The organism is Lentzea sp. NPDC092896 (assembly GCF_044754905.1).
GTDB lineage: Bacteria > Actinomycetota > Actinomycetes > Mycobacteriales > Pseudonocardiaceae > Lentzea.
Genome location: NZ_JBIVPX010000008.1, coordinates 85474 through 110685, shown reverse-complemented (window position 1 = coordinate 110685; position 25212 = coordinate 85474). Strand labels below are relative to the sequence as shown.

Annotated in this window: 25 protein-coding genes and 1 pseudogene; 18 read left to right on the top strand and 8 right to left on the bottom strand. The window is 69.6% G+C overall.

All coding sequences use genetic code 11. The annotated features are described in order from the left end of the window. Genes ACIQF0_RS33195 through ACIQF0_RS33170 form a run of 6 tightly spaced genes read left to right on the top strand, consistent with a single transcriptional unit; the run spans position 1 to position 4522 of the window. Positions 1–456: a (2Fe-2S)-binding protein gene (locus ACIQF0_RS33195; protein WP_360048837.1), complete on the top strand. Its 456-nt coding sequence runs from the start codon at positions 1–3 to the stop codon at positions 454–456. Positions 457–489: 33 nt separating this feature from the next. Next, the gene (locus tag ACIQF0_RS33190) at positions 490–1731 is read left to right on the top strand and encodes an SLC13 family permease (protein WP_360048835.1); all 1242 of its coding nucleotides are present in this window, start codon (positions 490–492) and stop codon (positions 1729–1731) included. Positions 1732–1733: 2 nt separating this feature from the next. Further along, positions 1734–2168, top strand: coding sequence for a universal stress protein (locus ACIQF0_RS33185; protein WP_401036162.1), 435 nt, complete (start codon positions 1734–1736; stop codon positions 2166–2168). 53 nt (positions 2169–2221) lie between these two features. Then, the gene (locus ACIQF0_RS33180) at positions 2222–3220 is read left to right on the top strand and encodes a hypothetical protein (RefSeq protein WP_401036160.1); all 999 of its coding nucleotides are present in this window, start codon (positions 2222–2224) and stop codon (positions 3218–3220) included. Positions 3221–3264: 44 nt separating this feature from the next. After that, positions 3265–4053, top strand: a complete 789-nt coding sequence (locus ACIQF0_RS33175; RefSeq protein WP_401036157.1) for a TIGR02452 family protein — start codon at positions 3265–3267, stop codon at positions 4051–4053. A gap of 10 nt (positions 4054–4063) precedes the next feature. Further along, a complete protein-coding gene (locus ACIQF0_RS33170) occupies positions 4064–4522 on the top strand; it encodes a MarR family winged helix-turn-helix transcriptional regulator (RefSeq protein WP_360048828.1) in 459 nt (152 codons plus the stop codon). Here the strand turns inward: ACIQF0_RS33170 and ACIQF0_RS33165 are convergent. Next, positions 4519–5112, bottom strand: a complete 594-nt coding sequence (locus tag ACIQF0_RS33165) for an FMN-dependent NADH-azoreductase (RefSeq protein WP_401036154.1) — start codon at positions 5110–5112, stop codon at positions 4519–4521. The genes ACIQF0_RS33170 and ACIQF0_RS33165 overlap by 4 nt on opposite strands. Before the next feature lie 92 nt (positions 5113–5204). On the opposite strand from ACIQF0_RS33165, the gene ACIQF0_RS33160 reads away from it, so the two are divergent. The 6 genes from ACIQF0_RS33160 to ACIQF0_RS33135 all read left to right on the top strand — a co-directional run bounded on the left by ACIQF0_RS33160 (position 5205) and on the right by ACIQF0_RS33135 (position 10325). After that, positions 5205–5867 carry a nitroreductase gene (locus ACIQF0_RS33160; RefSeq protein WP_401036151.1) on the top strand — a complete coding sequence of 221 codons (663 nt, stop codon included), beginning with the start codon at positions 5205–5207 and terminating at the stop codon, positions 5865–5867. Positions 5868–5952: 85 nt separating this feature from the next. Further along, positions 5953–6477: a ribbon-helix-helix protein, CopG family gene (locus ACIQF0_RS33155; RefSeq protein ID WP_401036149.1), complete on the top strand. Its 525-nt coding sequence runs from the start codon at positions 5953–5955 to the stop codon at positions 6475–6477. Between the two features lie 68 nt (positions 6478–6545). Next, positions 6546–7388: a DUF4097 family beta strand repeat-containing protein gene (locus tag ACIQF0_RS33150; protein ID WP_401036146.1), complete on the top strand. Its 843-nt coding sequence runs from the start codon at positions 6546–6548 to the stop codon at positions 7386–7388. An 11-nt stretch (positions 7389–7399) separates the two neighbouring features. Continuing rightward, the gene (locus ACIQF0_RS33145) at positions 7400–8335 is read left to right on the top strand and encodes an ATP-binding cassette domain-containing protein (RefSeq protein ID WP_401036144.1); all 936 of its coding nucleotides are present in this window, start codon (positions 7400–7402) and stop codon (positions 8333–8335) included. Further along, entirely contained in the window at positions 8332–9114 is a 783-nt protein-coding gene (locus ACIQF0_RS33140) for an ABC transporter permease (protein WP_360048818.1), read from the top strand. Before ACIQF0_RS33145 ends, ACIQF0_RS33140 begins: the two co-directional genes overlap by 4 nt. A 14-nt stretch (positions 9115–9128) precedes the next feature. Beyond that, the gene (locus ACIQF0_RS33135) at positions 9129–10325 is read left to right on the top strand and encodes a cytochrome P450 (RefSeq protein ID WP_401036141.1); all 1197 of its coding nucleotides are present in this window, start codon (positions 9129–9131) and stop codon (positions 10323–10325) included. Here ACIQF0_RS33135 and ACIQF0_RS33130 read toward each other — a convergent pair. Next, on the bottom strand, positions 10312–13023 hold the full coding sequence (locus ACIQF0_RS33130; RefSeq protein ID WP_401036139.1) for an AAA family ATPase: 2712 nt from the start codon (positions 13021–13023) through the stop codon (positions 10312–10314). The two genes, ACIQF0_RS33135 and ACIQF0_RS33130, sit on opposite strands and share 14 nt — an antisense overlap. Before the next feature lie 100 nt (positions 13024–13123). Here ACIQF0_RS33130 and ACIQF0_RS33125 point away from each other — a divergent pair, with 100 nt between their 5' ends. Next, complete coding sequence (locus tag ACIQF0_RS33125) at positions 13124–13708, top strand: dihydrofolate reductase family protein (RefSeq protein WP_401036136.1); 585 nt, start codon at positions 13124–13126, stop codon at positions 13706–13708. A 4-nt stretch (positions 13709–13712) separates the two neighbouring features. Here the strand turns inward: ACIQF0_RS33125 and ACIQF0_RS33120 are convergent, their stop codons facing one another. The 3 genes from ACIQF0_RS33120 to ACIQF0_RS33110 form a co-directional block, all read right to left on the bottom strand. Continuing rightward, positions 13713–14414, bottom strand: a complete 702-nt coding sequence (locus tag ACIQF0_RS33120) for a 3-oxoacyl-ACP reductase family protein (RefSeq protein WP_401036134.1) — start codon at positions 14412–14414, stop codon at positions 13713–13715. Positions 14415–14465: 51 nt separating this feature from the next. Then, positions 14466–16310: a hypothetical protein gene (locus ACIQF0_RS33115; protein WP_401036131.1), complete on the bottom strand. Its 1845-nt coding sequence runs from the start codon at positions 16308–16310 to the stop codon at positions 14466–14468. Between the two features lie 114 nt (positions 16311–16424). Beyond that, a complete protein-coding gene (locus ACIQF0_RS33110) occupies positions 16425–17411 on the bottom strand; it encodes a fatty acid desaturase family protein (protein ID WP_401036128.1) in 987 nt (328 codons plus the stop codon). Positions 17412–17622: 211 nt separating this feature from the next. Between ACIQF0_RS33110 and ACIQF0_RS33105 the strand changes: the two genes are divergently transcribed. Both ACIQF0_RS33105 and ACIQF0_RS33100 read left to right on the top strand, forming a co-directional pair. Further along, positions 17623–18780 (top strand): 4-hydroxybenzoate 3-monooxygenase, encoded by a 1158-nt coding sequence (locus ACIQF0_RS33105; RefSeq protein ID WP_401036126.1) that lies wholly within the window; start codon positions 17623–17625, stop codon positions 18778–18780. Positions 18781–18798: 18 nt separating this feature from the next. Beyond that, positions 18799–20451 (top strand): methyltransferase, encoded by a 1653-nt coding sequence (locus tag ACIQF0_RS33100; RefSeq protein WP_401036122.1) that lies wholly within the window; start codon positions 18799–18801, stop codon positions 20449–20451. Here the strand turns inward: ACIQF0_RS33100 and ACIQF0_RS33095 are convergent. From ACIQF0_RS33095 to sigK, 3 genes are read right to left on the bottom strand one after another with little or no spacing between them, the layout of a single operon-like run. Next, a complete protein-coding gene (locus ACIQF0_RS33095) occupies positions 20448–20795 on the bottom strand; it encodes a VOC family protein (RefSeq protein WP_401036121.1) in 348 nt (115 codons plus the stop codon). The genes ACIQF0_RS33100 and ACIQF0_RS33095 overlap by 4 nt on opposite strands. A 43-nt stretch (positions 20796–20838) precedes the next feature. After that, positions 20839–21558 carry an anti-sigma factor domain-containing protein gene (locus ACIQF0_RS33090; protein WP_401036119.1) on the bottom strand — a complete coding sequence of 240 codons (720 nt, stop codon included), beginning with the start codon at positions 21556–21558 and terminating at the stop codon, positions 20839–20841. Further along, the gene (gene sigK / locus ACIQF0_RS33085; RefSeq protein ID WP_093598963.1) at positions 21555–22154 is read right to left on the bottom strand and encodes an ECF RNA polymerase sigma factor SigK; all 600 of its coding nucleotides are present in this window, start codon (positions 22152–22154) and stop codon (positions 21555–21557) included. The genes ACIQF0_RS33090 and sigK overlap by 4 nt, the downstream gene beginning before the upstream one ends. 176 nt (positions 22155–22330) lie before the next feature. Between sigK and ACIQF0_RS33080 the strand changes: the two genes are divergently transcribed. The 3 genes and pseudogenes from ACIQF0_RS33080 to ACIQF0_RS33070 form a co-directional block, all read left to right on the top strand. Next, positions 22331–22984, top strand: a complete 654-nt coding sequence (locus tag ACIQF0_RS33080) for a fasciclin domain-containing protein (RefSeq protein WP_401036117.1) — start codon at positions 22331–22333, stop codon at positions 22982–22984. 338 nt (positions 22985–23322) lie between these two features. Next, positions 23323–24090 (top strand): hypothetical protein, encoded by a 768-nt coding sequence (locus ACIQF0_RS33075; RefSeq protein ID WP_401036115.1) that lies wholly within the window; start codon positions 23323–23325, stop codon positions 24088–24090. An 84-nt stretch (positions 24091–24174) separates the two neighbouring features. After that, a pseudogene (locus ACIQF0_RS33070) lies at positions 24175–25212 on the top strand (hypothetical protein); the annotation flags it as partial.

Here is a 25212-nt window from a genome sequence, read left to right as displayed (position 1 = left end):
GTGCCTACTTACACGATGATCGTCAACGGGAAGCCGGTCACCGTCGACGCTCCCGCCGACATGGCCCTGCTCTGGGTGCTGCGCGACAAGCTCGGCGTGCGCGGCCCGAAGTTCGGCTGCGGCATCGGCGTCTGCCGCGCCTGCACCTCCCACCTCAACGGCGCGGAGATCCAGCCGTGCGTGACGCCGGTGGCCGAGTGCGCCGGGCAGTCGGTGACCACGATCGAGGGACTGGCGTCCGGTGACGACCTGCACCCGGTCCAGGAGGCGTGGCTGGAGCAGGACGTCGCGCAGTGCGGCTACTGCCAGCCCGGCCAGATCATGGCCGCGGCGGCGTTGCTCCGGACGAAGAAGGAGATTTCGGACGAGGACATCGACCGGATCGCGAACGTCTGCCGGTGTGGCACCTACTTCCGCATCCGGCAGGCCATAAAGTCGGCGGCGGCCAAGATGTAGTGGGAGCCGGGGCCCGCCGGCGCAGGAGGATCCGTGCTGGCGCTGTCGGTGTTGCTGCTCGTCGCCGTGCTGGTCTGCGCGGTCGTCAGACCGTGGGGCTGGCCCGAGGCAGCGGTGGCGGTGCCGGCGGCGGTGCTCGTCGTGCTGGCCGGGGCGTTGCCGTTCGACCACGTGGTGGACGAGGCGGAGCGGCTGGGACCCGTGATCGGGTTCCTGGCCGCGATCCTCGTGCTCGCGCAGCTCTGCGACGACGAGGGCCTCTTCCAAGCCTGCGGCACCTGGATGGCGCGGGCGTCGGGTGGCAGACCGAAGACGTTGCTGGGCGGTGTGTTCGTCACGGCTTCGGTGACGACGGCGGTGCTCAGTCTGGACGCGACGGTCGTGCTGCTCACGCCGGTCGTGTTCGCGACGGCCGCGTTGCTCGGCGTCCGGCCGAAGCCGCACGTCTACGCGTGCACGCACCTGTCCAACAGCGCGTCGCTGCTGCTGCCGGTGTCGAACCTGACGAACCTGCTGGCGTTCGCGTCGAGCGGGCTGAGCTTCACGCGGTTCGCGGCGCTGATGGCGTTGCCGTGGATCGTGGCGATCGCCGCCGAGTACCTGGTGTTCCGGCTGTTCTTCCGCACCGACCTCGACGCGCCCGCGCACGCGCCGGTGGTGCGGGAGCCGCAGGAACTGCCGGTGTTCGCGCTGGCCACGGTCGGGCTGACGCTGGTCGGGTTCGTCGTCGCGTCGGCCACCGGGATCGACCCGGCGTGGGCGGCGTGCGCCGGTGCGCTCGTCATGGCCGTGCGGGCGCTCGCGAAGAAGCGCACGACCGTGGTCAAGGTGGTGCGGGCGGCGTCCGTGCCGTTCCTGGCGTTCGTGCTCGGCCTGGGCATCGTGGTGCGGGCGGTGGTCGACAACGGGCTGGACGACGTGTTGCGGCTCGCGATCCCCGGCGGCACCAGCCTGTGGGCGTTGCTCGGGGTGGCCGCGGTCGCCGCCGTGCTCGCGAACGTGATCAACAACCTGCCGGCGGTGCTCGTGCTGCTGCCGCTGGTCGCGCCGATGGGGCCGGGCGTGGTGCTGGCGGTGCTGCTGGGCGTGAACCTCGGCCCGAACCTCACCTACGCCGGATCGCTCGCCACGTTGCTGTGGCGGCGGATCGTGCACGACCACGACACCGAGGTGAACCTGCCGGAGTTCACGAAGCTCGGCCTGCTCGCCGTGCCTGCCACCCTGGTCGGCGCCGTCGTGGCACTGTGGGCGTCCCTGCTGCTGATCGGAGGATGACCATGACGGTGGTCGTGTGGATCGCCGGTGACACCTGGCAGGACTGCGTCGACGCGGCCCGCGCGTACTCGGGCGACTTCCTGTTGCTGCACGTCAGCGACCACGACGTACCCGGTGCGGCGCACGGGGCGTTCGCCGGGTTGTTCGGCAGGGGCCACCCCGCGCGCGACCCCGGCAGCCGCCTGGACGACCTCGCCGCCGGGCACGCCACGCAGATCCTCGACGCGGCCGCGGAACGCCTGGGGCTTCCGTGCGCGAAGGAAGCGCGCGTCGGCCGCGTTGAGCACGAAGTCGTTGCGGCTGCTCGGGAAGCGTCGCTGCTGATCCTCTGCCGGGACGGCGACGTGAGCCACGTCGGTCCGCGCAGCCTCGGTCCGGCGACCCGGTTCGTCGTCGACCACGCGCCCTGTCCGGTGCTCCTCGTCTGGCCGTCATAACTGCGCTCGCGAAAACTTGCGCGCACGCACTTTTGAGATCTAGTCTCGGTGGCATGCGCGCCAAAGGCATCGCGTACGACACCGGTTTCGTGCGCCACGGAGAGATCTCGCTGGAGAAGTTCGACCTGGACGTGGTCAGGCGGGACCTGACCGTCATCAGGGACGACCTGCACTGCAACGCCGTTCACCTGGTCGGCGGTGATCCGGAACGGCTCGAGCGGGCCGCGGAGATCGCCGCCGGGCTGGGGCTGGAGATCTGGTTCTCGCCCTACCCGCTGGAACTGACGCCCGCCGAGATCCTGGACCTGTTCACCGACTGCGCGCGACGCGCCGAGCGGATCCGGCTCACCGGCGCCGAGGTCGTGTTCGTGACGGGCGTCGAGCTCAGCATCATGAACTCCGGCTTCCTCCCCGGCGACGACCTCGTGCAGCGCCTGACCCGGCTGCTGGGCGAGGCCGAGGGTCGCGCAGAGCGGATGGGGGAGGCGGGCGTGAAGCTCAACGAGCTCCTCGCGCAGGCCGTCGCGGTGGTGCGGGAGCACTTCCAGGGCCGGCTCACCTACGCCTGCATCCCGTTCGAGAACCCCGACTGGGACCTGTTCGACATCAAGTCGTTCGAGCTGATCCGTTCCGCCGAGATCGCCGACGTGTACGCCGCGAGCATCAGGAACGTGGTGGCGCAGGGAAAGCCGGTCGCCATCACCGGCTTCGGCACGGCGGCCTGGCGCGGTTCGGGTGTCATGGCGCCGCGCAGCATGGAGATCCTGGACCTCGACGAGGCCGGGCTGCCGGTGCGGGTGAAGGACGGCTACGTGCGCGACGAGGCTGAGCAGGCCACGTACCTGCGCGAGGTGCTGGAGGTCTTCGAGGCCGAAGGTGTCGACGGCGCGTTCGTCTACATGTTCGCGCTCAACAACTACACGCACCGGCCGGACGACCCGAGTCGTGACTTCGACATGGCCAGTCCCGGCATCGTGAAGGTCCACGAGGACGGGACCTGGGAGCCCAAGGCCGGGTTCGACGCCGTCGCCGAGATCTACGGGCGGATTTAACCCGCTTGGCGTGCCAGGCGGAGGCGGTCAGACTCGTGGGCATCATGAGCAGCAGGTTGCGAGCGATCGCCCACGACACCGTCGCCATCTCGGAGCGCGGCTCCTACTCCACCGACGCGGGTGAGGTCGCTGTCGCCGTCGCTCCCGCGGTCGCGGGAACCCGGCTCCACCTTCCCGGCGAGGTGCTGTCGCTGCCCTCGGAGACCGATGGTGTGCGGATCGACGTGACCAACGAGTCCACTTTGGATGCGACACGGCGCCTCGGCGGTGACGTCGCCGCGTTGAACTTCGCCTCCGCGCGCAACGCGGGAGGCGGGTTTCTCAACGGCGCGCAGGCGCAGGAGGAGAGCATCGCCCGTGCGTCGGCGATCTACCCCTGCCTGCGTGCCGCCGGTGACTTCTACGCCTACCACCGCGCGCACGACGACCTGACCTACAGCGACCGCGTGATCTACTCGCCGCGCGTGCCGGTGTTCAAGGACGACAAGGGAACCCTGCTGCCGCGGCCGTACGAGGTCTCGTTCCTCACCGCCGCCGCGCCCAACCGGTCCGCGATCCTGCGCGACCAGCCCGAACGCGCCGACGACATCCCGCTCGCGTTGCTGCGGCGCGCCATCCGCGTGCTGCACGTGGCCGCGTCGCACGGGCACCGCCGGCTCGTGCTGGGTGCCTGGGGGTGCGGCGTCTTCGGCAACGACCCCACGACCGTCGCGCGGATCTTCGCGCTCGCGTTGCGGGACAACCGCTTCTTCGACCACGTCGTCTTCGCGGTGCTGGACCGGCAGAAGGGCGCGCCGACGCTGACCGCGTTCGCCGACGCCCTGCATGGGTAGCATGCCGGGCATGACCACCGAGCCCGTGCGTGCGACCGACCGTCCAGGAGACGCGTCGCCGTTCGCGCTGGGACTCTTGCTGCGCCGGGCGCACTGGCGGGCGGCGGCGGTCATGGGGGAGTCGTTGCGGCCCCTCGGCATCGAGCTGCGGCACTTCGCCGTGTTGGTGGAACTGGTCAACAACGGTCCCGTGATGCAGCGCGATCTGGCACCGGCCACGGGCACGGACAAGGCCGGGATCATGCGCGTCGTGGACGACCTGGAGCGCAAGGGACTGGCCGTGCGCAAGGCCGTGCCGGGAGATCGGCGGGCGCGCGCGGTGGAGATCACCCCGGCCGGGCTCGCGCTCTTCGACGAGATCCACGTGGCGGCGCAACCGTTGTCCGAACGGCTGGGGTCCGTGCTCGAACCCGGCGAGCGTGATCAGCTCGAGGCGCTGCTGACCAAGCTCGCCCACTCCGGCGCCTAGAGCCGCTTCGCCAGCACGACCGCCTCCTCCAACGCGCGCTCGCGGGACGCCTCGTACTGCGGGACCAGCGCGGACATGGCGGGGTTGCGGGGTGCCATCGTGAGTTCCGGGACGATGAAACCGACCTCCAGTCCGAGGCTGCCAGCGAGCACGGCCCGCAGGTAGTTCCGCACGAACTCGAAGCCCTCACGCGGCGTGCCCGGCTCGTAGGAACCGCCCCGGCTGGCGACGACGGTGACCGGCTTGCCCTGGCACGACGGACTTTCGCCGGACGTGCGGCCGGGCAGGATCACGTTGTCCAGCCACGCTTTCAGCGTCGACGGGATCCCGTAGTTGTACATCGGGGCGCCGATCAGCACGGCGTCGGCGCGCTCCAGTTCCTCGATCAGCACGAGCCTGCCGGTGGCCCCGGGGTTCCGGTGGCCCTCGGCCGTGATGTGCGGGACGGGTTCGGCGGCGACGTCCCGGTAGATCACCGCGCCGTCCGGGTGCTGTTCCTCCCAGGTCCGGCGGAAGACCGCCGCGACGGAACGCGAGTGGGACGCGTCGCCGGGGAACGCGGACGAGTCGATGTGCAGCAGCGTGGCCATGTGTCCTCTCCTACTTCGTATCGCTCGATATCGTATCGAACGATACTATTTCAGGTGTAACCACACGACCACGTCAAGTGAGGGAGCCTGTGATGGACGTCTACGAGGCCGTCACGAGCAGGAGGGCAGTGCGCGCGTTCACTGATCGGCCGGTGTCGCGGGAGGTGCTGGAGCGGGTGCTGACGGCGGCGGCCTGGGCGCCGTCGGCGTCGAACATCCAGCCGTGGCGCGTCTACGTCGTGACCGGGCAACCGTTGGCGGAGCTCAAGAAACGGGCCGGGGAACGCCTCGCCGCGGGCGATCCGTGGGACGAGCCCGAGTACCAGCAGTACCCGCCGGAGCTGAAGTCGCCGTACCGCGAACGGCGTGCGGCCTTCGGGGCGCAGCGCTACGGCGCGCTCGGCATAGCCCGCGACGACCTGGAGGCGCGGCAGCGGGCGGCCTCGGCGAACTGGGACTGCTTCGGTGCTCCCGCCGCCCTGTTCTGCTACCTCGACGGGGACATGGGCTCGCCGCAGTGGTCCGACGCCGGCATGTACCTGCAGACCGTGATGCTGCTGCTCCGCGAGGAAGGGCTGCACAGTTGCCCGCAGATGGCGTGGGCGAAGTTCACCACGTCGGTCGCGGAGGTCGTGGCTCCGCCGGAGGGGCTCGTGCTCTTCTGCGGTATGTCCATCGGGTACGCGGACACCGCCGTGGTGGAGCCACGGACGGGCCGGGCGCCGCTCGCGGAGACCGTGACCTTCCTCGATTAGGCCTCTGACCTGCGGTGAGCCAAAATGATGCCAAGCTGAGCCAGAATTGCTTGCTGGTGGCACCGCCGTGTGCCATAGTGGTGCCATGGATCTGACCCCGTATGTGGCTTCCCTCGGCCGCGAGCTGCTGACCGCCGTCGAAACCGGCGGCGACGAAGCGAGCGCGCTGGTCGAGCGGTTGACCGTGACGATGGAGTCGGCGATTCGGCTGGCGCTGCTGGAGGCGCTGTCCGCTGCCGCCGACGAGATCACCGCGGACCTGGCACCGGACTCGGTGCAGGTGCTGCTGCGGGGCCGTGACCCGAAGTTCGTCGTGACGCGCCGGGCACCCGAACAGCCGGCCGCCGTCGCTGCGGAGCCCGTCGCCGCTGCACCCGCCGAGGACGCGGCGGCCGCCTTCGACGACGGCACCACCGTGCGCATCAACGTCCGGCTGCCCGAACCGCTCAAGGCCGCGATCGACGAGGCCGCGGCCAAGGAGGGCCGCTCGGTCAACGCGTGGCTCGTCCGGGCCGCGTCGGCGCAGCTGAGCCCGAAGCGCGACACCATCGCCGAAGCGATCGAGAGCAGCATCACCGGCTCGCAGCGTTTCGTCGGCTGGGTCCGCTAACTCCCGGTCTTCTTCACTTCGCCCCGACCTGCGGGGATGTTCCACCGACACCTTCTGAGGGGACAGCCATGCCTTCTTACGAAACGCCAGAACCGATTTCCGTACTGCTCGACGTCTACGCGGGCTACGTCCAGATCGTCGCGAGCGACCGCACCGACACGAAGATCGACGTGCGGCCCTCCGACCCGTCCGACTCCTCGGACGTCGAGGCGGCGCAGAAGACCCGCGTCGACTACTCCGACGGCACGCTGATGGTGCGCGGGCAGAAGCGGACGTTCGACTTCTCCAAGAAGACCAGGTCGGTCGACGTCGTGATCGAGCTGCCGACGGGGTCCAAAGTGGACGCCGACGTGACGGCCGGCAGCGTCCGCACCTCCGGGGTTCTCGGGGCGACCGAGGTCGACATGTCCGCGGGCAACATCCACCTCGACCGGACCGGACCGCTGAAGGCGGACACCGGCGCCGGAGTGGTCAACATCGGCTCGGTCACGGGCCACGCCGACGTCAAGACCGGCAGCGGCCACATCCGCATCGGCACGGTGCGCGGCTCGCTGGTCGTCAAGAACTCCAACGGCCACATCGACGCCGGCACGGTCGAGGGCGAGCTGAAGGCGCGTTCCGCCAACGGGGACATCACCGTCGAACGCGCCGCCGGCCCGGCGGAGGCCAGGACCGCGATGGGATCCATCAACATCGGCGAGGTCGTCCGCGACACCGTCACGCTCAACACCGCGATGGGCGGCATCGAGATCGGGATCGCCCAGGGCACCGCCGCGTGGATCGACGCCAAGACCGCGTTCGGCCGCGTCACCAACACGCTCGACGGCAGCGACGGCCCCGGCAACTCCGCCGAGACCGTCAAGGTCACCGCCCACACGTCCTTCGGCGACATCACCGTCCGCCGTTCCTGAGGGGGAACACCATGAACGCGATCAAGGCGACCGGCCTGCGCCGGTCCTACGGAGACAACGAAGTGCTGAAGGGCGTCGACCTGAACGTCCAGCGCGGCACCGTCTTCTCGTTGCTCGGCGCGAACGGCGCCGGCAAGACCACCACCGTCAAGATCCTCTCCACGCTGATCGGCGCCCACGGCGGCAGTGCGTCCGTCGCCGGTCACGACGTGGCGAGCGACCCGGACGCCGTCCGCGGCGCGATCGGTGTCACCGGCCAGTTCTCCGCCGTCGACAACCTGATGACGGGCCGGGAGAACCTGAAGCTGATGGCCGACCTGCACCACCTCGGCAAGGCGGACGGCAGGCGCAAGGCAGAGCAGTTGCTGGAGCAGTTCGACCTGGTCGACGCGGCCGACAAGTCCGCGGCCACCTACTCCGGCGGCATGCGGCGCCGGCTCGACCTCGCCATGACGCTGGTCGGCTCGCCTGAGGTGATCTTCCTGGACGAGCCGACCACCGGACTCGACCCGCGCAGCCGCCGCACGATGTGGCAGATCGTGCGGGACCTGGTGGCGAGCGGCGTCACGATCTTCCTGACGACCCAGTACCTGGAGGAGGCCGACGAGCTCGCCGACCGGATCGCGGTGCTGGACCACGGGAAGGTCGTCGCCGAGGGCACCGCGGACGAGCTCAAGCGCCGCATCCCCGGTGGCCACGTCCTGTTGCAGTTCACCGATCCCCGGCACCTCGAAGCCGCGACGCGGATCGTGCGCGACGCCTCCCGTGACGGTGAGTCGCTCGCCCTGCGCGTGCCCAGCGACGGCAGCGTCCGCTCGCTCAAGGCCCTGCTCGACCGCCTGGACGAGAACTCGGTGCTGGTCGACTCGCTCAGCACCCACACGCCCGACCTCGACGACGTCTTCCTCGCCCTCACCGGCAAGCCCGAAACGGTGGTCCAGTCATGAGTTACGTCCTGGCCGACTCGGCGACGATGGTGCGCCGCAACCTCACGCGGATGATCCGCTACCCGTCGCTGACGTTCCAGCTCCTGATCATGCCGGTCGTGTTCCTGCTGCTGTTCGTCTACGTCTTCGGCGGCACGCTGGGCGCCGGGCTCGGCGGGCCGAGCGGCGGACGGGGCGAGTACCTCAACTACGTCACGCCGACGATCATCCTGATGTCGATCACGGCCGCGGTGCAGGGCACGAGCATCTCGATCGCGATGGACATGACCGAGGGCATCGTGGACCGCTTCCGCACCATGAAGATCGCCAGGGTGTCCGTCCTGACCGGACACGTCGTCGGCAGCCTGGTCCAGACGGTGCTCGCCATGACGTTCGTCTTCGGCGTCGCGGTCGCGATCGGCTTCCGGCCGCAGGCGAGCGCTCTCGGCTGGCTCGCGCTGGGCGGCCTGCTGATCTCCATGTCGTTCGCGATGATCTGGTTGTCCGCCGCGCTGGGCCTCGCCAGCAAGTCCGTCGAGTCGTCGAGCAACGTCGGCCTGCCGCTGATCCTGCTCCCGTTCTTCGGCAACGGTTTCGTGCCCACCGACTCGATGCCGACGGTGCTGCGCTGGTTCGCCGAGTACCAGCCGTTCACCCCGTTCATCGACGCCCTGCGCGGTCTGCTGATGGGCACGGCGATCGGCAACAGCGGCTACATCGCCTTCGCCTGGTGCCTCGTCATCGGGCTCGGCGGCTACCTCTGGTCCAAGAAGCTCTTCAACCGCGAATCCACCCGCTGAAGGAGTCACCGATCATGTTGCAAGGCCTTCCCATGGAACGCGACGTCACCCCGTTCGACCCTCCCAGCAAGATCACCCTGGTTCGCGAGACCCGGCCCGTCAGCCCGATGCTCTTCCCCGACGGCCACGAGGGCTGGCTCATCACCGGCTACGAGGCCGTCCGGCAAGCCTTGTCCGACACCAGGTTCAGCAACCGGCAGGACCTGGGCATCATCCACGTGCCGTTCCCGACGCCCGGCATGCCCGAGCAGACCGAGCCGTCCCCGCAGACGCCGGGGCTGTTCATCAGCATGGACCCGCCGGACCACACCCGGTTGCGCCGCAAGCTCACCGGGGCGTTCACGGTCAAGCGGATGAAGGCTTTGGAAGAAGGCATCATCGAGATCACCGACCGGCAGCTGGACGAACTCGCGAAGCTCACCCCGCCGGTCGACCTGGTGAAGGAGTTCGCGCTTCCGGTGCCGTCACTGGTGATCTGCGAGATCCTCGGCGTTCCCTACGCGGACCGCGACACGTTCCAGACGAACTCCTCGAAGTTCATGGAACGCGAGGTGGACCTCGAGGACAAGATGGCCGCGTACATGGCGATGAACACGTACCTGGCCGAACTGGTCATCGGCAAGCGCGCGGAACCGGGTGACGACCTGCTGTCCGATCTGGCCCGCGACGAGGACCTCAGCATCGAGGAACTCTGCGGAATGGCGTTCCTGCTGCTGCTCGCGGGCCACGAGACGACGGCGAACATGCTGTCGCTGGGCACCTTCGCGTTGCTGGAACACCCGGACCAGCTCGCGGCACTGCGGGAGGACCCGGCACTGATCCCCGACGCCGTCGAGGAACTGCTGCGCTACCTGGCCGTCGCCGACATCTTCTTCCGGTACGCCGCCGAGGACATCGAGTTCTTCGGGGAGACGATTCCGAAGGGCTCGTCGGTCATCCTGTCGCTGCTGGCGGGCAACCACGACCCCGAGCGCTACGAGAACGCCGACACGCTCGACGTGCACCGCAGCGCCCGTGGGCACCTGTCGTTCGGGCACGGCGTCCACCAGTGCCTCGGCCAGCAGTTGGCCCGCATCGAGATGCGTGCCGGGTTCGAGGGGCTGCTACGTCGCTTCCCGGGCCTTCGGCTCGCGGTTCCGGCCGGCGAGGTGAAGCTCAGGACCGACATGAACATCTACGGCGTCCACGCACTGCCCGTCACCTGGGCGTAGTTCCGACACCCAGTTCCAACGCCCGCCGCACCGCTTCCGTGCGGGTCGCGACACCGAGTTTGGCCAGGATCCTGGCGACGTGCGTCGCGACCGTGTTGACGCTGACGAACAGCTCGGCGGCGATCTGCGAGTTGGACCGGCCCCGCACGAGGACCGCCAGCACGTCCAGTTCGCGGCGGGTGAGGCCGAAGTCGTTGCCCAGCGGGGTTTCCGCGTCTTCGAGCCCTCCACGTGCCACCAGATCGCCGATTCTGGCGAGCAACGGCCGCGCTTTCAGCCGCATGGCAATCTCCTGAGCCTCACGAAGTCTCGTTCTCGCGCCCGGCTTGTTGTTGGAGGCCAACGCCGTCACGGCGCCTTCGACGAGAGCCTGTGCGGTTTCGTGTGGATTGCCCAGCTCACGCCACTTCGCCGCGGCTTCGTCCCAAGTGGACAACGTGGCCGCGTCGAAGGTGAGCCGGTACGCCGTCAGCACCGGGGTGGTGGCCGGTGTCGCATGAGCGACCTCAGTGAGTTCGGCGAGTCGTTGCTCGACGTCCTGGGCCAGTTTGCGGTCGCGGGGTGCGGCGGCTCGCCGGGCACGCTGAACGCGGGTGCCGATCACCGTCAGCCGCAGCAGTTCCTCCGGCCACCAGGTGGTGACGGCCAGGTCGAGTTGGTCGGTGAGCACGCGCTGTGCCACCTCCAACTCGCCCTGGCCGAGCGCCCGCGTCAGGCGCAGCATCGTGAACTCCGCCAGGAACTGCGCGGCGCCGTGCGCGTGCCGGGAGTACTCGGCGAGCTGGCGCATCAGTGGTTCGAAGCGGGCCTCGTCGCCGCGTTCCAGGGCGATCCTGGTGACGGTGAGCCGGGAGAAAGCCGCGTACAGGGGCGGAGGTCCGTCGGCGAGGGCGTCCTCGGCGGCCTCGATCGCCTCGTCCCACTGGCCCAGCCAGTGCTGGCACATCGCCTGGGCGGCGGCGAGCATGCTGCCGCGCGACCGCACCCGGCCCAGCCGCTGCGCCACCTGCCTGCCGGTGCGGGCGAGGTCGACGGCGTCCGCGACCTGGCCCGCCCGTTCCGCCGCGTCCGCTTCCCATTGGTACGTGGTGAGAAGCGTGTGATCGTCGTCCACTCTCGCAGCCAGTTCGCGGGCGCGGGCGAACATCTCGCGATCGTTGCCGAGCGCGGCGAGCACCAGAAGAGCGGGCGCGCGCAACGCGTCGTCGTCCAGTTCGTCGGCGATGGCCAGTGCTTCCGTCGCACACGAACGACTTTCCTCGTGCCGGAACGAGCCCATGCCCGCGATCGCGAGTGCCGCGAGCAGCCTGCTGCGCAGCGGACCTGGCGGTGCCAGCTCGATCGCCCCGCGGAGGTCGTCCTGACCGGTTCCGTCCATTCTGGACCGGAGGCGGCCGCGCAGGCCGAGCAGCCGCGCCACCCGTTGCGGCTCGGTCACTTCGGCGAGTGCGGCGGTGCAGTGCTCGACGCCGACGCCGGACCTGCCCGCCGCGAACGCCGCCTCGGCCGCGAGCTCCAGCACGGCCGTCCGGTCCGCCACGATCTCGGGGGACCAGTGCGCCAGCACGAGTTCGAGCAGGTGCAGCTGTTCGTCGCAGGCGTACTGCCGGGCGGCGATGGCCGCGGCCCGCCACGCGACGGCCGCGGCCCTGCCGAACTCTCCCGCCGCCGCCCAGTGCTCCGCCACGGCCGCGCTGTCCACGGCCAGGGCCTCCGCGCTGCGGGCGTGCAGCTGACGACGCCGGGCGGGCGGCACCGAGTCGTAGACGGCCTCGCGGATGAGGTCGTGCCGGATGCGGTGGCCGTCGCCGTCCGCGACGACGAGGTCGAGCCCGGCCAGGTCACCGATGCCGTCCTCCAGTTCGAGCGCGGTACCGGCCACGGCCAGCGTCGCGAGCAGGTCGCGGGCACCGGCCGGCAGCGCGGTGATCCGGTCGAGCAGCAACGTCCGCAGGTCGGCCTCCTCGCCGGAGGTGCTCAGCGCCTCCGCGAACAACGGGTTGCCGCCACTGCGCCGATGCACCTCGGCGGCCCGCGACGAGTCCCCGTCGACGGCGGCGAGCAGGTCGGCGACCTGGCGGCGGTCCAGCGGCGGCACGTCGATCCGCCGCACGTCCGCACGGCGGCCCAGTTCGGCGAACAACCGCCTGCCCGGATGCCCCGAGGCCAGCTCGCCGGTGCGCAGCGTGCCGATCAACAGGACCTGCGAACCGCCGAGGTTGCGCGCGAGGTAGGCGAACAGCTCGCGGCTGGAGGCGTCGGCCCAGTGCAGGTCCTCGATGACGACAACGGCGGGACCGATGCCGCTCAGCAGCCCCAGCACCTCTTCCAGCAACCTGGTCAGGCCGAACCGCGCGGGCGCCGGTCCGAGGCCGGGCAGCCAGTCGCTCAACGCCGTGCCGTCCGAAGGCAACAGCCTGGTGACCCCGTCGCGGCCGATCTTCCGCGCCAGATCCCGGAGAACCGCCACGAACGGGACGTACGGCGCCCCGTCCGCGCCGAGCTCCAGACAGCCTCCACTGAGGACGATCGGCTCGCCGGGCAGTGCGCCGACCGCTGTGGACACCAGCCGGGACTTGCCGATACCCGCCTCGCCGGTCACCAGCACGGTCACGGGATCACCGCCGCGTGCGCGTTCGTACGCGCCGCGCAACGAGTCCAGCTCGGACTCGCGGCCGATGAGCACCGGAGACGTCACCGGCCACCTCCCAACCCGGACGCGATGTCGTCAAGTCTGATGACGACAGCTTGCCACCCGCGCGGAGAAGCTGTGGGCACATCCGAAACGGGAGGCAGCAATGCGCAAGGTCATCGCCAACATCTCGCTCTCGCTCGACGGCCGGATCGCGGGTCCCGGCGGCGAGTACGACATGGGCTGGATCGTCGGGCACGCCGTCACGGACGGCGCCCGCCGGCACATGGTCGAGGTGACGGCCCCGGCGACGACGGCGTTGCTGGGACGCAAGAACTACCAGGGCTTCGGCGGGTTCTGGCCGGGGGTGGCGGACGACGAGAACGCCGCCACCGCCGACCGCACGTTCTCCCGCTGGCTCAACGACGTCGAGAAGGTCGTCTTCTCGACCACGCTCACCGAGGTGGAGTGGGAGAACGCGCGGCTGTCCGCGGTCGACCCCGTCACGGAGGTCAAGCAACTGCGCGAGCAGGAGGGTGGCGACATCATCGTGCTCGCCAGCACCAGCGTGATCCGGCAGCTGCTCGCCGCCGACGAGGTGGACCGGCTCAGCGTCACGCTGTGCCCGGAACTGGTCGGCGGCGGCGAACGGCTGTTCCAGGACGGCCCGTCCGGCACGTCCTGGCGGCTGATCTCGTCCACGCCGGTGGAGAGCGGCGCCCTTTGCCTTTACTACGACCGGAGCCGCTGACCTGTCAGACGGTGAAGCCACCGTCGACGTTGATGCTCGCGCCGGTGACGTAAGCGCCGGCGTCACCCGCGAGTGCCGCCACGACCTCGGCGATCTCCGCGGGCTGACCGAAGCGTCCCAGCGCGGTCAGCCCGCGGATCGTGTCCGCCATCGGCCCGTCCGCCGGATTCAGGTCCGTGTCGGTCGGGCCGGGGTTGACGACGTTCGCGGTGATCCCCAACGGGCCCAGCTCGCGCGCGAGTCCCTTGGTCATCCCGATCAACGCCGTCTTGCTGGCCGAGTACAGGGCGAAGCCCGGAAACGGCGCGTACACGGCGACGTTGCTGCCGATGCTGATGATCCGCCCGCCGTCGCGCATGTGCCGTACCGCCGCGCGCGCCGCGAGGAAGGGTGCGCGCACGTTCACGGCCATCGTGTGGTCGAACTCCTCCCGGCCGAGTTCCTCCAGCGGTCCGACCTGGAAGACGGCCGCGTTGTTGACGAGAACGTCGAACCGTCCGAAGTGGACGGCGGTCTCGTCGACCGCCGCCACCACGGCGTCCGGATCGGCGCTGTCCGCCTGGATGGCGAAACCGTTCTCCGGCTTGGTGTTCTGGTATGTCACCGCGACCTGCGCGCCGAGAGCGGTGAGCTTCTCGGCGATCGCGGCCCCGATGCCGCGGCTCCCGCCGGTGACGAGAGCCGCTTTCCCTGCAAGTGATCCCATGCCGATCAGCCTGCTGGAATCAGCATCGGGCGTCTCGCGGGAATCGGACCGTCAGTTGGCGCCTCGGACGTACGCCCACGCGGTGCGGTTGAGGGAGTCCTCGACGCCGGTGAAGCCCTCGTTGGGGTTGAGGACGTCCTCGTGGAAGTCGACGTCGACGTCGTCCGCGGTGCCACCGACGGCGTCCGGGCCCACGCCGAACATGCCCTTCGGGTTGCCGCCCTGGTCCATGATGGCGTCGAGCGCGTTGAACTGGTCCTGGTGCCAGCTGCCCGACATGTGACCGGCCTCGTGCGCGGTGATGTTGCCGATCGCCCTGCCGATGAACGCGATCTTGTCGCTGGCCGGCGTGATGTACCCGTTCAGCGAGGTGCGCGACTGGGTGGCCGGCGAGCTGAGGATGTCGAGCAGCACCAGCGCGGTCTCCTCCTTGCCGAAGTTGCCCGCGTCGATCGACTGCGCGATGCCGACGGTCTGGATGCCGGACTCGGCGATCGAGCCACCGACGACCACCCGGCTGACGTTGGGCTGACCCCACGGGTCCGCGTGGTCGCGGCTGTTCAGGATCCGCACGGCGAACCGCTTGTTCGTGCCCTTGGCGGCCAGGTCCTTCTCGATGTTCTCGCGCACGGTCGCGACCACGCCGTCGATCACGGCGTTCTCGTCGGCGCCGATGAGACCCCAGCCGGGCAGGAACTTCTTCAACGGCGAGAGGTCCTTGTTGCCGGCCGTCGGGTCGCTGCCGAAGATCCGGGTGTTGACCCGCGCGCCGTCGAAGTCGAGGAAGAGCGTCAGCACGTCGGGCCGCGGGTTGAGCTCCGAGCCGGGACGGTAGGCCTCGACCGTGACGTCGTACCGGCCGTCGCCGTTCTCGACGCCGACCGTGTAGCGACCGTCCTTGGGCGCCACGAAGTCCGCGACGGCGTTGCCGCCGGCGGGCATCGGGGAGTTCTCGGCGTACAGGAAGCTGAAGTCCTGCGACGAGCCGAAGACCTCGCGTCCGGCGGGGTCGTTGATCACGACCCTGGTCGCCTTGCCCTTCGCCGACGCGCCGAGCACGTCGCCAGCCTTCAGGTCGACGGAGAAGAAGTCCTTGTCCGCCGGGCCGTCACCGGAGGAGATGGTCAGGTCGTACCCGCCTTCGGTGCCCGCGCGCTTGCCGGTGCCCGGCGTCAGCGGGTCGGACGGGATCGCGCCCGGTCCGGCCGCGGCAACCATGACGTACACGTCCTGGCCCGCGCCCACGGGGACCTGGATCCTGCTGTCGGTGGTGCCCACGAGGTTGTCCTGCTGCACCAGGACCTGCCCGGCGGCGTCGTACGCGGCGAGGTGCGTGTCCAGGTCACCGGACGGGGTGTCCGTCTCGATGACGACGTACCTGAGCTCGGTGCCACCGGTCAGCCTGTAGAAGTCGTGGTCGCCGGAGCCGTCACCGCCGGTGCCGTACGGGCCGTCGCCGATCGTGCCGCTGGTCTTCAGGGCCCTGCCGCGCGCCGGAACGCCGATGTCGCTCGCGAGCGGTATGGCGTCGTTGGTCTCGGCGAACGGAGGGACGACCGGGATCGTGGGGTCGCCCGCCAGGTCACCGGTGATCAAGAGCTTCGGGTTCTTGCCCTTGCCGGTGCCGAACCCCGCCACGTGCTCGGCCTGGGCGGGCGCGTCGTTGGCGCCCTGCCCGGTCTCCTTCTCGCCGTACGTCAACGGCTGGCCCGCGCTCTTCGCGGCCACGCGCGACTGCTTGCGGGACTCGCGGCCGCGGTGCACCGCGGCCCAGTCGACCTGCGCCTCCGCCGGCAGGAACGCCAGCATCGGGTCGGGCTGACTGAGCTGCGGCGCGGACTCGGCGGCCGACTGCCCCGAGGCCACCAGTGCGAGTGCCACACCTGCTGTGAGCACGCCAAATAGGTGCTTGCGCATAGGAACTTCCCCCAGTTCGGTCTCGAACCGAGGAAACCAGCGCCGTGCGGATCAGACGAGCCTTTTGGTCAGCCTTTGTCCAGTTTCGGACATTCAGACCGCGGCTTTGGCGCGCAGCGGCGCCGCGACCTCGTGCAGGTGCTCCAGCACGTAGCCGTACGAGCGGAACAAGCCGCACTGCGCATAGGAAATGCCGCGCTGCTCGCAGAAGTTGTGGACGATCACCTGCGCGTGCCGCAGCGCCGGCCGGGGCATGCTGGGGAACAGGTGGTGCTCGATCTGGTAGTTCAGACCGCCGAGCAGGATGTCCGTGAACCAGCCGCCGCGGATGTTGCGCGAGGTCAGCACCTGCTTGCGCAGGAAGTCGAGCGAGTGGCCCGCCGACAGCACCGGCATGCCCTTGTGGTTGGGGGCGAAGGAACATCCCATGTAGAAACCCCACAACGCCTGGTGCACGAGGATGAACGCGATGGCGTACACGGGCGAGAGCACCCAGAACACGACCCCGAGGTACACCACGACGTTCGCGATCATCACGAACCGCTCGCGGCCGGAGTACCGGATCGAGTGCCAGTGCAGCGCGAAGCCTTCGAGCAGCAGCAACGGGAAGAACAACACCGCCTGGTGCGAGGCGATCCACCGCAACGCCCCGCGCTTGTCCGCGCCCTGCCGCTGCGTGAACGCCAGCACCGTGATGTCGACGTCCGGGTCCTCGTCCTCGTGGTTCGGGTTGGCGTGGTGGCGGTTGTGCTTGCCGACCCACCAGTCGTAGCTGACGCCGACCAGTCCGCTGTGGACGTAGCCGGTGATCGCGTTCCACTTCTTCGTGGCGAAGATCTGCTTGTGGCCCGCGTCGTGCCCGATGAACGCGAGCTGGGTGGTCATCGCCGCCAGCACGACCGCCACCGCGAGCTGCCACCACGAGTCGCCCAGCAGCGCGAACGCCACCCAGGCCCCGGCGTAGACGGCGAGGTTCACGCCGATTCGAGCGAAGTAGTAACCACGCCGCCGAGCGAGCAGGCCAGCCTGCTTGATCTCGGCGGCCAAGTGGGCGAAGTCGCTCGCCTGCCGGAGTGCCATTTGCGCAGAATGCCGGATGGCGGCGACGAAGTCATGCACGGCCGGTGAAGTCGTTACAAACCACGTGGGTCGGTCCCGCACCGACACGATCAGGTGATCATGATCATCATCTCCGGCGAGCCGCTGGCCCCCGCCCCGGCCGCTGAGGTCCAGTGCTGCGCAATCGGGCCCGCCGCGGACGCGGGCCGATCCGGAGAGAGGACCAGAAGGCGTGGTCGACCACACAACCGTGCTCATCGCGGGCGCGGGGCCGGCGGGGCTCGTGTTAGGCAACTTGTTGCGCGCGGCGGGGATCGGCACCCTCATCGTCGAGCGGGCGAGCCGTGAGCAGGTGCAGACCAGGGCCAGGGCGGGCTTCCTGGGACCGAACAGTGCCCGCGTCCTCGCGGAGCACGGACTCGCCGCCGGAATGCTCCACAAAGGACGGTCGCACGGCGTCTGCGCTTTCCGGGGTGAGGACGGGGAGTTCGAGCTGGACTACTCCGCGCTCGGCCGGGGCGAGGTGCACACCGTCTACCCGCAGCAGGACCTCGTCACGGACCTGGTCGCCGAATATCTGGACCGCGGCGGGGAGATCCGGTTCGGTACGACCGTCACCGGCGTCGATTCCGGTACCGCGACGATCCGTTATCGCGACGAGCAGGGCGAAGGTGTTGCCACCGGCCGGTTCCTCGCGGGGTGCGACGGCGGCAACGGCGCCACCCGGCAGGCGATTCCGGCGGACTTAGGTCAGCGCCACACCCAGGACCACGGCGTCAGCTGGCTCGCGGTGCTCGCCGAGGCGCCGCAGAGCATGGCCGCGGTCACCTACGCGATCCACGACGACGGCTTCGCGGGCCACATGGCGCGCAGCCCCGAGGTGACGCGGTACTACCTCCAGGTTCCTCCCGGCGACGATCCGGAGGCCTGGACCGACGAACGGATCTGGGCCGCCCTCGGCACCCGGATGCGCACCGACGAGTTCGGCCAGCTCAAACAGGGCCCGATCACCGAACGCCGGATCGTCCGGCTGCGGTCCGAGGTCGTCGACCCGATCCAGCACGACAGGCTGTTCCTCGTCGGTGACGCGGCCGGCCTGATCAGCCCGTCCGCCGCCAAGGGCGCCAATCTGGCGATCATGGAGGCCGAGGTGCTGGCCTCCGCCCTGATCTCCGCCCTGCACCGAGACGACGAACGGCCGCTGGCCGCGTACTCGCGCACCTGCCTGCCCCGCGTCTGGCGGGCGCAGGAGTTCTCGCGCTGGATGATCGATCTCCTGCACACCCAGGACGACGACTTCCACCGCGCTCTACGCCGCGCCCGGCTGCACAGCCTGCGCGACTGCCGCGCCCACCAGAACTTCTTCGCCGAGCACTACGTCGGCATCTGAGCCACAGGAACCGTCACCATGATCTCGACCAGCACACCCGTCATCGCCGCGGCCGACCTCGACCGGCTGACCGCCACGATGGCCCTCATCGGCGCTCACGACACGCACTCGGCCCTCGCCGCCGCCGTGCCGTCGCTGCCCGCGGACCAGCGCGCCGCCGTCACGCGGCACGCCACCCTCGACCACGCCGCGTTGCTGATCTTCCCGGAAACCCTTGCGGGACTTGCGGACGAGCTCGCGCGGCACGGCATCGAGGTCGGCACGATGACCCCGAGCGTCGTCGTCCGCGAACGCCTCAGCGCCCGCTACTCCGTGCCCGTCGCGGACCTGAAGGTCGGCATCCTGCGCGCACCCGTCTCCGACCGCAACGGCTGGCCGTGCGAACTGGAGATCTTCGTGATGGTGACGCCACCGGAGTTGGCGCACATCGCGGAGGACGAACGCCGCCACGAACACGAGAACCACGTCGCACTGGCCGTGCGGCGGCCGGATCCGGTGCTGCTGCGCGGACTCCGCACGATGATCGCCGGTGTCATGCGCCCGGACGGCGGTGGTTACAACGGCTACGAGAACCACTCGGTCCTCTACTTCCGCGACGCGCACTGCGCCGACCCCGCGTTCCGCCGCCTGGAACTGATCTCCACCGGCCGGTTCCCGCAGCTTCAGGCCACCCACCAGCGCGAGTCCTGTGCCGGCACGGAGTTGCTGCGCCTGCTGACCGGCGCGTGGGCCACGCAGGCCATCGCGACCGCCGCCGAGCTCCGGCTGCTCGACCACCTCGTGACGATCCAGGACCTGCCCGGTCTCGCCGCGGCCACCGGCTCCGAACCCCAAAGCCTGGCAAGGCTCCTGCGGTACCTCACGTCACTCGGCGTCGTGCACATGTCGGGTGAGCGGCACAGCCTCACCGACCTCGGCGAGCTGCTGCGGTCGGACCTGACGGGGTCGATGCGGCCGCTCGCGCTGATGTACGGCGGCCCGTTCTACCGGTCGTTCGCCGAGCTGACCGAGGCCGTCCGCAGCGGTGAGGAGTCGTACGCGAAGGCCTTCGGCGCCCACCACTTCGCCCACATGGCAACGGATCCGGACCTGGCGGAGCTGTTCCACGGTTCCATGGCCGCGAGCAACGCCATGTTCACCGGCGTCACCAAGGTCGTCGACTTCTCCACCGCCGGCACGGTCGTGGACGTGGCCGGTGGCAACGGCGAGCTGCTGTCGCGCGTGCTGCACGCCAACCCGGCGGCGCGGGGCGTTCTGCTCGACCTCCCGAACGCCCTCGCTGCCGCCGAACCGCGCCTTGCCGATTTCGCGGACCGAGTCACCCTCGTCCCCGGCGACTTCACCCGCTCGATCCCCGGCACCGGCGACATCTACCTGCTGTCCCGCGTGCTGCACGACTGGGACGACGAGCAGTGCCGCACCATCCTGGCCACGTGCGCGCGGAACATGCCCGCACACGCCGAACTGCTGGTGATCGAGCGCCTGCTGCCCGAGGCCGGCGAGGTGGACTCGCTCGCGATCCCGTGGGACATCCACATGCTGTGCAACACCGGTGGCCGTGAGCGCACCGAGTCGCACTACCGCGCGTTGCTCGCCGAGGCGGGCTTCGAGCTGGTCGAGACGCACGCGCTGCCGCTCGACGCGCACGTCATGCGCGCCCGGCTGAGCTAACGCACCAGGCAGAAGGGGTGGCCTGCGGGATCCGCGTACACGTGGAACCGCTCGCCGCCGCCTTCGAGCCTGCGCGCGCCCAGTGCCAGCACCTTCTCGCCGGCCGCGCCGAGATCGTCCACGCGCACGTCGAAGTGCATGTGGGCGGTCTCGGCCGGCCAGTTCGGGGGCTGCCAGCCCTCGACCAGCGCGAACGCCACGCCGGGCCGGTCGGGGGCGTCACCGATGACGACGAACGCGCCGTCGTCCTGCACCCGGATCATCCCGAGCAGCTTCTCGTAGAACTCCGCGAGGCCCTGCGGGTCAGGGCAGTCGATCACCAGTCCGTGCCAACGTCCGATCATGCGCGGGATGCTGGCACGGATCGAGGACAGCGACCGCCCTGGATCACACGAGTGGCATCGCCATCACGGGATCCGTCGTCGGCTGCTGCGAACCTCCTTGGGGCTCGACGGTGAGCGCGACCCGTTGCGCGCCGGTCAGCCCGGAGACCGCGAGCGGCGACGTCAGCGACTTGAGCACACCCGCCGAGCGCGGGCCGTTCTCGCCTACCAGCCAGAGCTGGTAGGCCTTGCCCGGGCCCGGTTCCGGCAGGCCCCTGGCGAGGAACAGCGCCTCGTCGCGGCTGGCCGAGATCACCGCGGTACCGGTCGCCCCGTTCGGCGCGGTGCCGCTGATCAGCTTGGCGTCCGGAGTGGACAGCAGGTCGGAGAAGCGGCTGTACTCGCTGGAGAGTTGCGCCAGTTGCCTGTCCTGCGAGGACTCGGTGTACTGCACCGTCACGAAAACAGCGGCGACCAGGCAGGCGGCCGCGAGCAGCCCTCCGGCCCAGCGGATCCTGCGCGGGTTCGGCACGCGGGCCGGATGCGGGGACAGCTGCCGGGTCTCGGCCGCCGCGGCGAGCACGCGGGCGCGCAGCTGCGGTGGAGGCGGGGACTCCACCGCGACACCCAGCCTCGCCGCCGTGGCCGCGAGCTCGGCGACCTCGAGCGCGCAGCTCTCGCAACGGATCAGGTGCGCCTCGAAGGCGGTTCGTTCGATCTCGGACAACGCGTTCACGGCGTAGGCGCCGGTGAGCGTGTGCAGATCAGCGGATGTGGTCCTCATCCGGTCACCCCCATGCAGTCCCGCAGTCGGATCAGGCCGTCGCGCATCCTGGTCTTGACCGTGCCGAGCGGAATGCTCAGCAGGCTCGCGACCTCCGGATACGAGTAGCCCTGGTAGTAGGCCAGCAGCACGGACTCGCGCTGCAGTTCGGTCAGGAAGCTCAGGCACCGGCGCACCTGACGTTGTTCGAGCCGGCCGTCGACCTGCTCGCTCACCTCGTCGAAGGGCCTGCCCGGATCGAGCCGGGCCGCGCGGTCCTCGCGGTGGGTGGCGGCCTGGGCGGACCGGACGCGGTCGACGGCGCGGCGGTGCGTCAGCGTGAGGATCCAGGTGTTGGCGCTGCCGCGGTCGGGGTCGAACCTGGTCGCGGTCCGCCACACCTCGAGCATCACCTCCTGGAACACCTCCTCCGACTGCGCCTGGTCCCGCACCACCCGCCTGATCAGCCCGAACACCGATCCGGACACGACGTCGTAGAGCCGCTCGAACGCGGCCTCGTCGCCCCGTGCGACCAGGGCGAGCAGTTCGTCGGCGGTCGGACCCACGTCTCGCGGGGTCCTCGGCAGGCTTTGCAGCGCCCGCTCACGCTCAGGCATCCCAGGTCCTCTCCTCAGCGTTGTCCTCTGGTGTTCGCAGCGGAGGCGCTGATGGATCGGTGCTGAATGCGTCAGATCTCGTTTGGTAACGGATCGATAACCACACCCATCCGTTCCCCGAGGGGTGGCGAATCACGGGCAGCAACTGCTCGATCACCCCTTGGAGATGTCCTGTCATGAACAAGACCGTCCGCAACACCGTCCTGGCCGTCGGCGCCGTCTCGCTCGCCCTGTTCGGCGCGGCGTGCGGCTCGGGTGACACGGCCAGCAGCAGCGGCACCTCGTCCAGCGCCGCGCCCACCTCGACCGCGACCTCGTCCGCCGCGATGGCCGACCCGGCCAAGGACCTCGTCGGCCCGGGCTGCGCCGACTACGCGAAGCAGGTTCCGTCCGGTGCCGGTTCCGTCTCCGGCATGGCCGCTGACCCGGTCGCCGTCGCCGCGTCGAACAACCCGCTGCTCAAGACGCTGGTCGACGCCGTGTCCGGCAAGCTCAACCCGAAGGTCAACCTGGTCTCGACGCTCAACGGCGCCGAGTTCACCGTGTTCGCGCCGGTCGACTCGGCGTTCGCGAAGATCGACGCCGCGACGATCGAGAAGCTCAAGACCGACGACGCGCTGCTGACCAAGATCCTGACCTACCACGTCGTCCCCGGCCAGATCTCGCCCGACAAGATCGTCGGCGACCAGAAGACCGTCGAGACCGGCACCGTGAAGGTCAGCGGTTCCAAGGACGCGCTGAAGGTCAACGACGCCAACGTGATCTGTGGTGGCGTGCACACCGCCAACGCCACCGTCTACCTCATCGACTCGGTCCTGCTGCCTGCCTGACATCTCCAGAGGTAGCAGTACCGCGACTCCGGGAACCGTGCTTTGCAGGCGGTTCCCGGAGTTTTTGCGTTCTGGGGCCTGTTGTCCGGAGGTCCTGAGCGAGTGCGGCCAAGACCGTCGGGCACCACGTCACCGCATTCGCAACGAGGTGATCACCGTGCGTCGACGTGACGCGGTCGATTTTGTGTCGCAAAGTAGTGGAGAATGGATGTTTCGAATTGTTTTGCGGCGTTGAGCTGCAATAACAAAAGTTTCTCCACTTTCGTGCAATCTGCTCTATCGGGTGAATCCGAATACCTGGATGTACGGGTGCTGATTCGCCGAAAGGGGGTGATTACATGAAGGCGACATGCTCCACAGCGCTTCGCCGCACTCTCGGTGTGGCCGGGTTCCTGATCGGGTTCGGCCTGCTCTCCGCGGGAGTCGCGAGCGCGGACGACGGTGACTCGCCCGGCCTGCTGGGCGGCGTTGCTGACCTCCTCACGCCGGTGACCGACACGATCGCGCCGGTGACTCGAGACGTCACGGCGGTGGCCGATCCGGTGCTCAAGCCGGTGTTGAAGGCCGTCGAACCGGTGACCGAACCGGTGCTCGCACCGTTGGCGCCGGTCGTCGACACCACCGTCCGGACGCTGAGTCCGGTGCTGGAACCGCTTTCTCCCGCGACCGAGCCGTTGCTCGCCCCTGTGGTGAACACGGTGCGGGACGTGCCGGTGGTGCCGCGGATCGCGGAACCGTTGGTGGCACAGCCTTCCGCTCCGGCGGAGGTTGCCGCTCCGGACGCTCCGCTGATTCCGGTCGTCGTACCGCAGGCTCAGGCCGTGGCGCCGTCCGGTGTTGCTCCAGCGGTCAAGACCCCGCGACAGATCACCGCACCTGACGTGGCGCCACCGATCGAGGCGCCCTCCCCGCCGCCACCTGACGTGCCGTTCGTTCTGCCCGGCACGATGGGATCGGCGTCCTCCGGTGGATCGACGGGCCTCGTGCTCGCGGATCTCCCGGCAGGATCGGGAGTTCGCCCGAGCGGCGAGTCGCTCGTGGTGGTCACCGGCCACCAGGTGCACGGGTCGTGGTGCTACTACTACGGCCGAAGTCATCCCAGTTGATCAGTCCTGACAACCAAGCCGACAGATCACCAAGCTTGTTTGACAGGAAGGTTCGACATGCACAGCTATGTGCGACGCGGTCTCATGGCCGCAGTGTTCTCAGGAGGCTTCCTCCTGGCGGGATCGGCGATCGCAAGCGCTGACACGGGTGGCAACGGCCTCCTGGGCGGCGTTGGCGATGTCGTGCACTCGGTCGTGAACGCCGGCAACGGCGGGAACTCGGGCAACGGCGGCAACGCCTCCAGCTCGAACAACGCCACGTCCGGCAACTCCGGTAACTCGGGCAACTCCGGCGCGACCGGTGGCAACAGCGCCTACGGCGTCTGCGTGCTGGCCGAGTGCCACACCAAGGTGAGTTCGGGCGACTCGGGCAACACCGGCGCGACCGGTTCGACCGGCGACGCTTCCAACCACAGCAACACGGTGGGCGGCAAGTCCGGTGCCGCGGGCAACGGTGGCGACGCCACCGCGGCCGGCCGTTCGCAGAACGCCAACGCGAACGCGGGCAACGGCGGGAACTCGGGCAACGGCGGCAACGCTTCCAGCTCGAACAACGCCACGTCCGGCAACTCGGGCAACTCCGGGAACTCCGGCGCGACCGGTGGCAACAGCGCCTACGGCGTCTGCCTGCTGGCGGAGTGCCACACCGAGGTCACCTCGGGCGACTCGGGCAACACGGGTGCCACCGGTTCGACCGGTGACGCTTCCAACCACAGCAACACCGTGGGTGGGAACTCCGGTCCTGCCGGTGACGGTGGCGACGCGGCCGTGATGTCCAAGGACCAGAAGTGGGGCCACCACAAGAACTCCGGCTCCACGGAGGCGACTGCGGGCAAGGGCGGCAACTCGGGCAACGGCGGCAACGCCTCCAGCTCGAACAACGCCACGACCGGTAACTCGGGCAACTCCGGGAACTCGGGCGACACCGGTGGCAACAAGGCCGTCGTCCGCTCGATCGGTTCGAAGCAGGGCCACAACTGGTTCCAGGGCGCCAAGTCCTGGACCAAGGTGACGTCGGGCGACTCCGGCAACACGGGTGCCACCGGTTCGACCGGTGACGCTTCCAACCACAGCAACACCGTGGGTGGGAACTCCGGTCCTGCCGGTGACGGTGGCGACGCG

Coding starts and splice junctions, on each gene's coding strand:
- ACIQF0_RS33185 (WP_401036162.1), top strand. CDS start 1,734: ATGACGGTGGTCGTGTGGATCGCCGGTGACACCTGGCAGGACTGCGTC.
- ACIQF0_RS33180 (WP_401036160.1), top strand. CDS start 2,222: ATGCGCGCCAAAGGCATCGCGTACGACACCGGTTTCGTGCGCCACGGA.
- ACIQF0_RS33175 (WP_401036157.1), top strand. CDS start 3,265: ATGAGCAGCAGGTTGCGAGCGATCGCCCACGACACCGTCGCCATCTCG.
- ACIQF0_RS33170 (WP_360048828.1), top strand. CDS start 4,064: ATGACCACCGAGCCCGTGCGTGCGACCGACCGTCCAGGAGACGCGTCG.
- ACIQF0_RS33165 (WP_401036154.1), bottom strand. CDS start 5,112: ATGGCCACGCTGCTGCACATCGACTCGTCCGCGTTCCCCGGCGACGCG.
- ACIQF0_RS33160 (WP_401036151.1), top strand. CDS start 5,205: ATGGACGTCTACGAGGCCGTCACGAGCAGGAGGGCAGTGCGCGCGTTC.
- ACIQF0_RS33155 (WP_401036149.1), top strand. CDS start 5,953: ATGGATCTGACCCCGTATGTGGCTTCCCTCGGCCGCGAGCTGCTGACC.
- ACIQF0_RS33150 (WP_401036146.1), top strand. CDS start 6,546: ATGCCTTCTTACGAAACGCCAGAACCGATTTCCGTACTGCTCGACGTC.
- ACIQF0_RS33145 (WP_401036144.1), top strand. CDS start 7,400: ATGAACGCGATCAAGGCGACCGGCCTGCGCCGGTCCTACGGAGACAAC.
- ACIQF0_RS33140 (WP_360048818.1), top strand. CDS start 8,332: ATGAGTTACGTCCTGGCCGACTCGGCGACGATGGTGCGCCGCAACCTC.
- ACIQF0_RS33135 (WP_401036141.1), top strand. CDS start 9,129: ATGTTGCAAGGCCTTCCCATGGAACGCGACGTCACCCCGTTCGACCCT.
- ACIQF0_RS33125 (WP_401036136.1), top strand. CDS start 13,124: ATGCGCAAGGTCATCGCCAACATCTCGCTCTCGCTCGACGGCCGGATC.
- ACIQF0_RS33120 (WP_401036134.1), bottom strand. CDS start 14,414: ATGGGATCACTTGCAGGGAAAGCGGCTCTCGTCACCGGCGGGAGCCGC.
- ACIQF0_RS33110 (WP_401036128.1), bottom strand. CDS start 17,411: ATGGCACTCCGGCAGGCGAGCGACTTCGCCCACTTGGCCGCCGAGATC.
- ACIQF0_RS33100 (WP_401036122.1), top strand. CDS start 18,799: ATGATCTCGACCAGCACACCCGTCATCGCCGCGGCCGACCTCGACCGG.
- ACIQF0_RS33095 (WP_401036121.1), bottom strand. CDS start 20,795: ATGATCGGACGTTGGCACGGACTGGTGATCGACTGCCCTGACCCGCAG.
- ACIQF0_RS33090 (WP_401036119.1), bottom strand. CDS start 21,558: ATGAGGACCACATCCGCTGATCTGCACACGCTCACCGGCGCCTACGCC.
- sigK (WP_093598963.1), bottom strand. CDS start 22,154: ATGCCTGAGCGTGAGCGGGCGCTGCAAAGCCTGCCGAGGACCCCGCGA.
- ACIQF0_RS33080 (WP_401036117.1), top strand. CDS start 22,331: ATGAACAAGACCGTCCGCAACACCGTCCTGGCCGTCGGCGCCGTCTCG.
- ACIQF0_RS33075 (WP_401036115.1), top strand. CDS start 23,323: ATGAAGGCGACATGCTCCACAGCGCTTCGCCGCACTCTCGGTGTGGCC.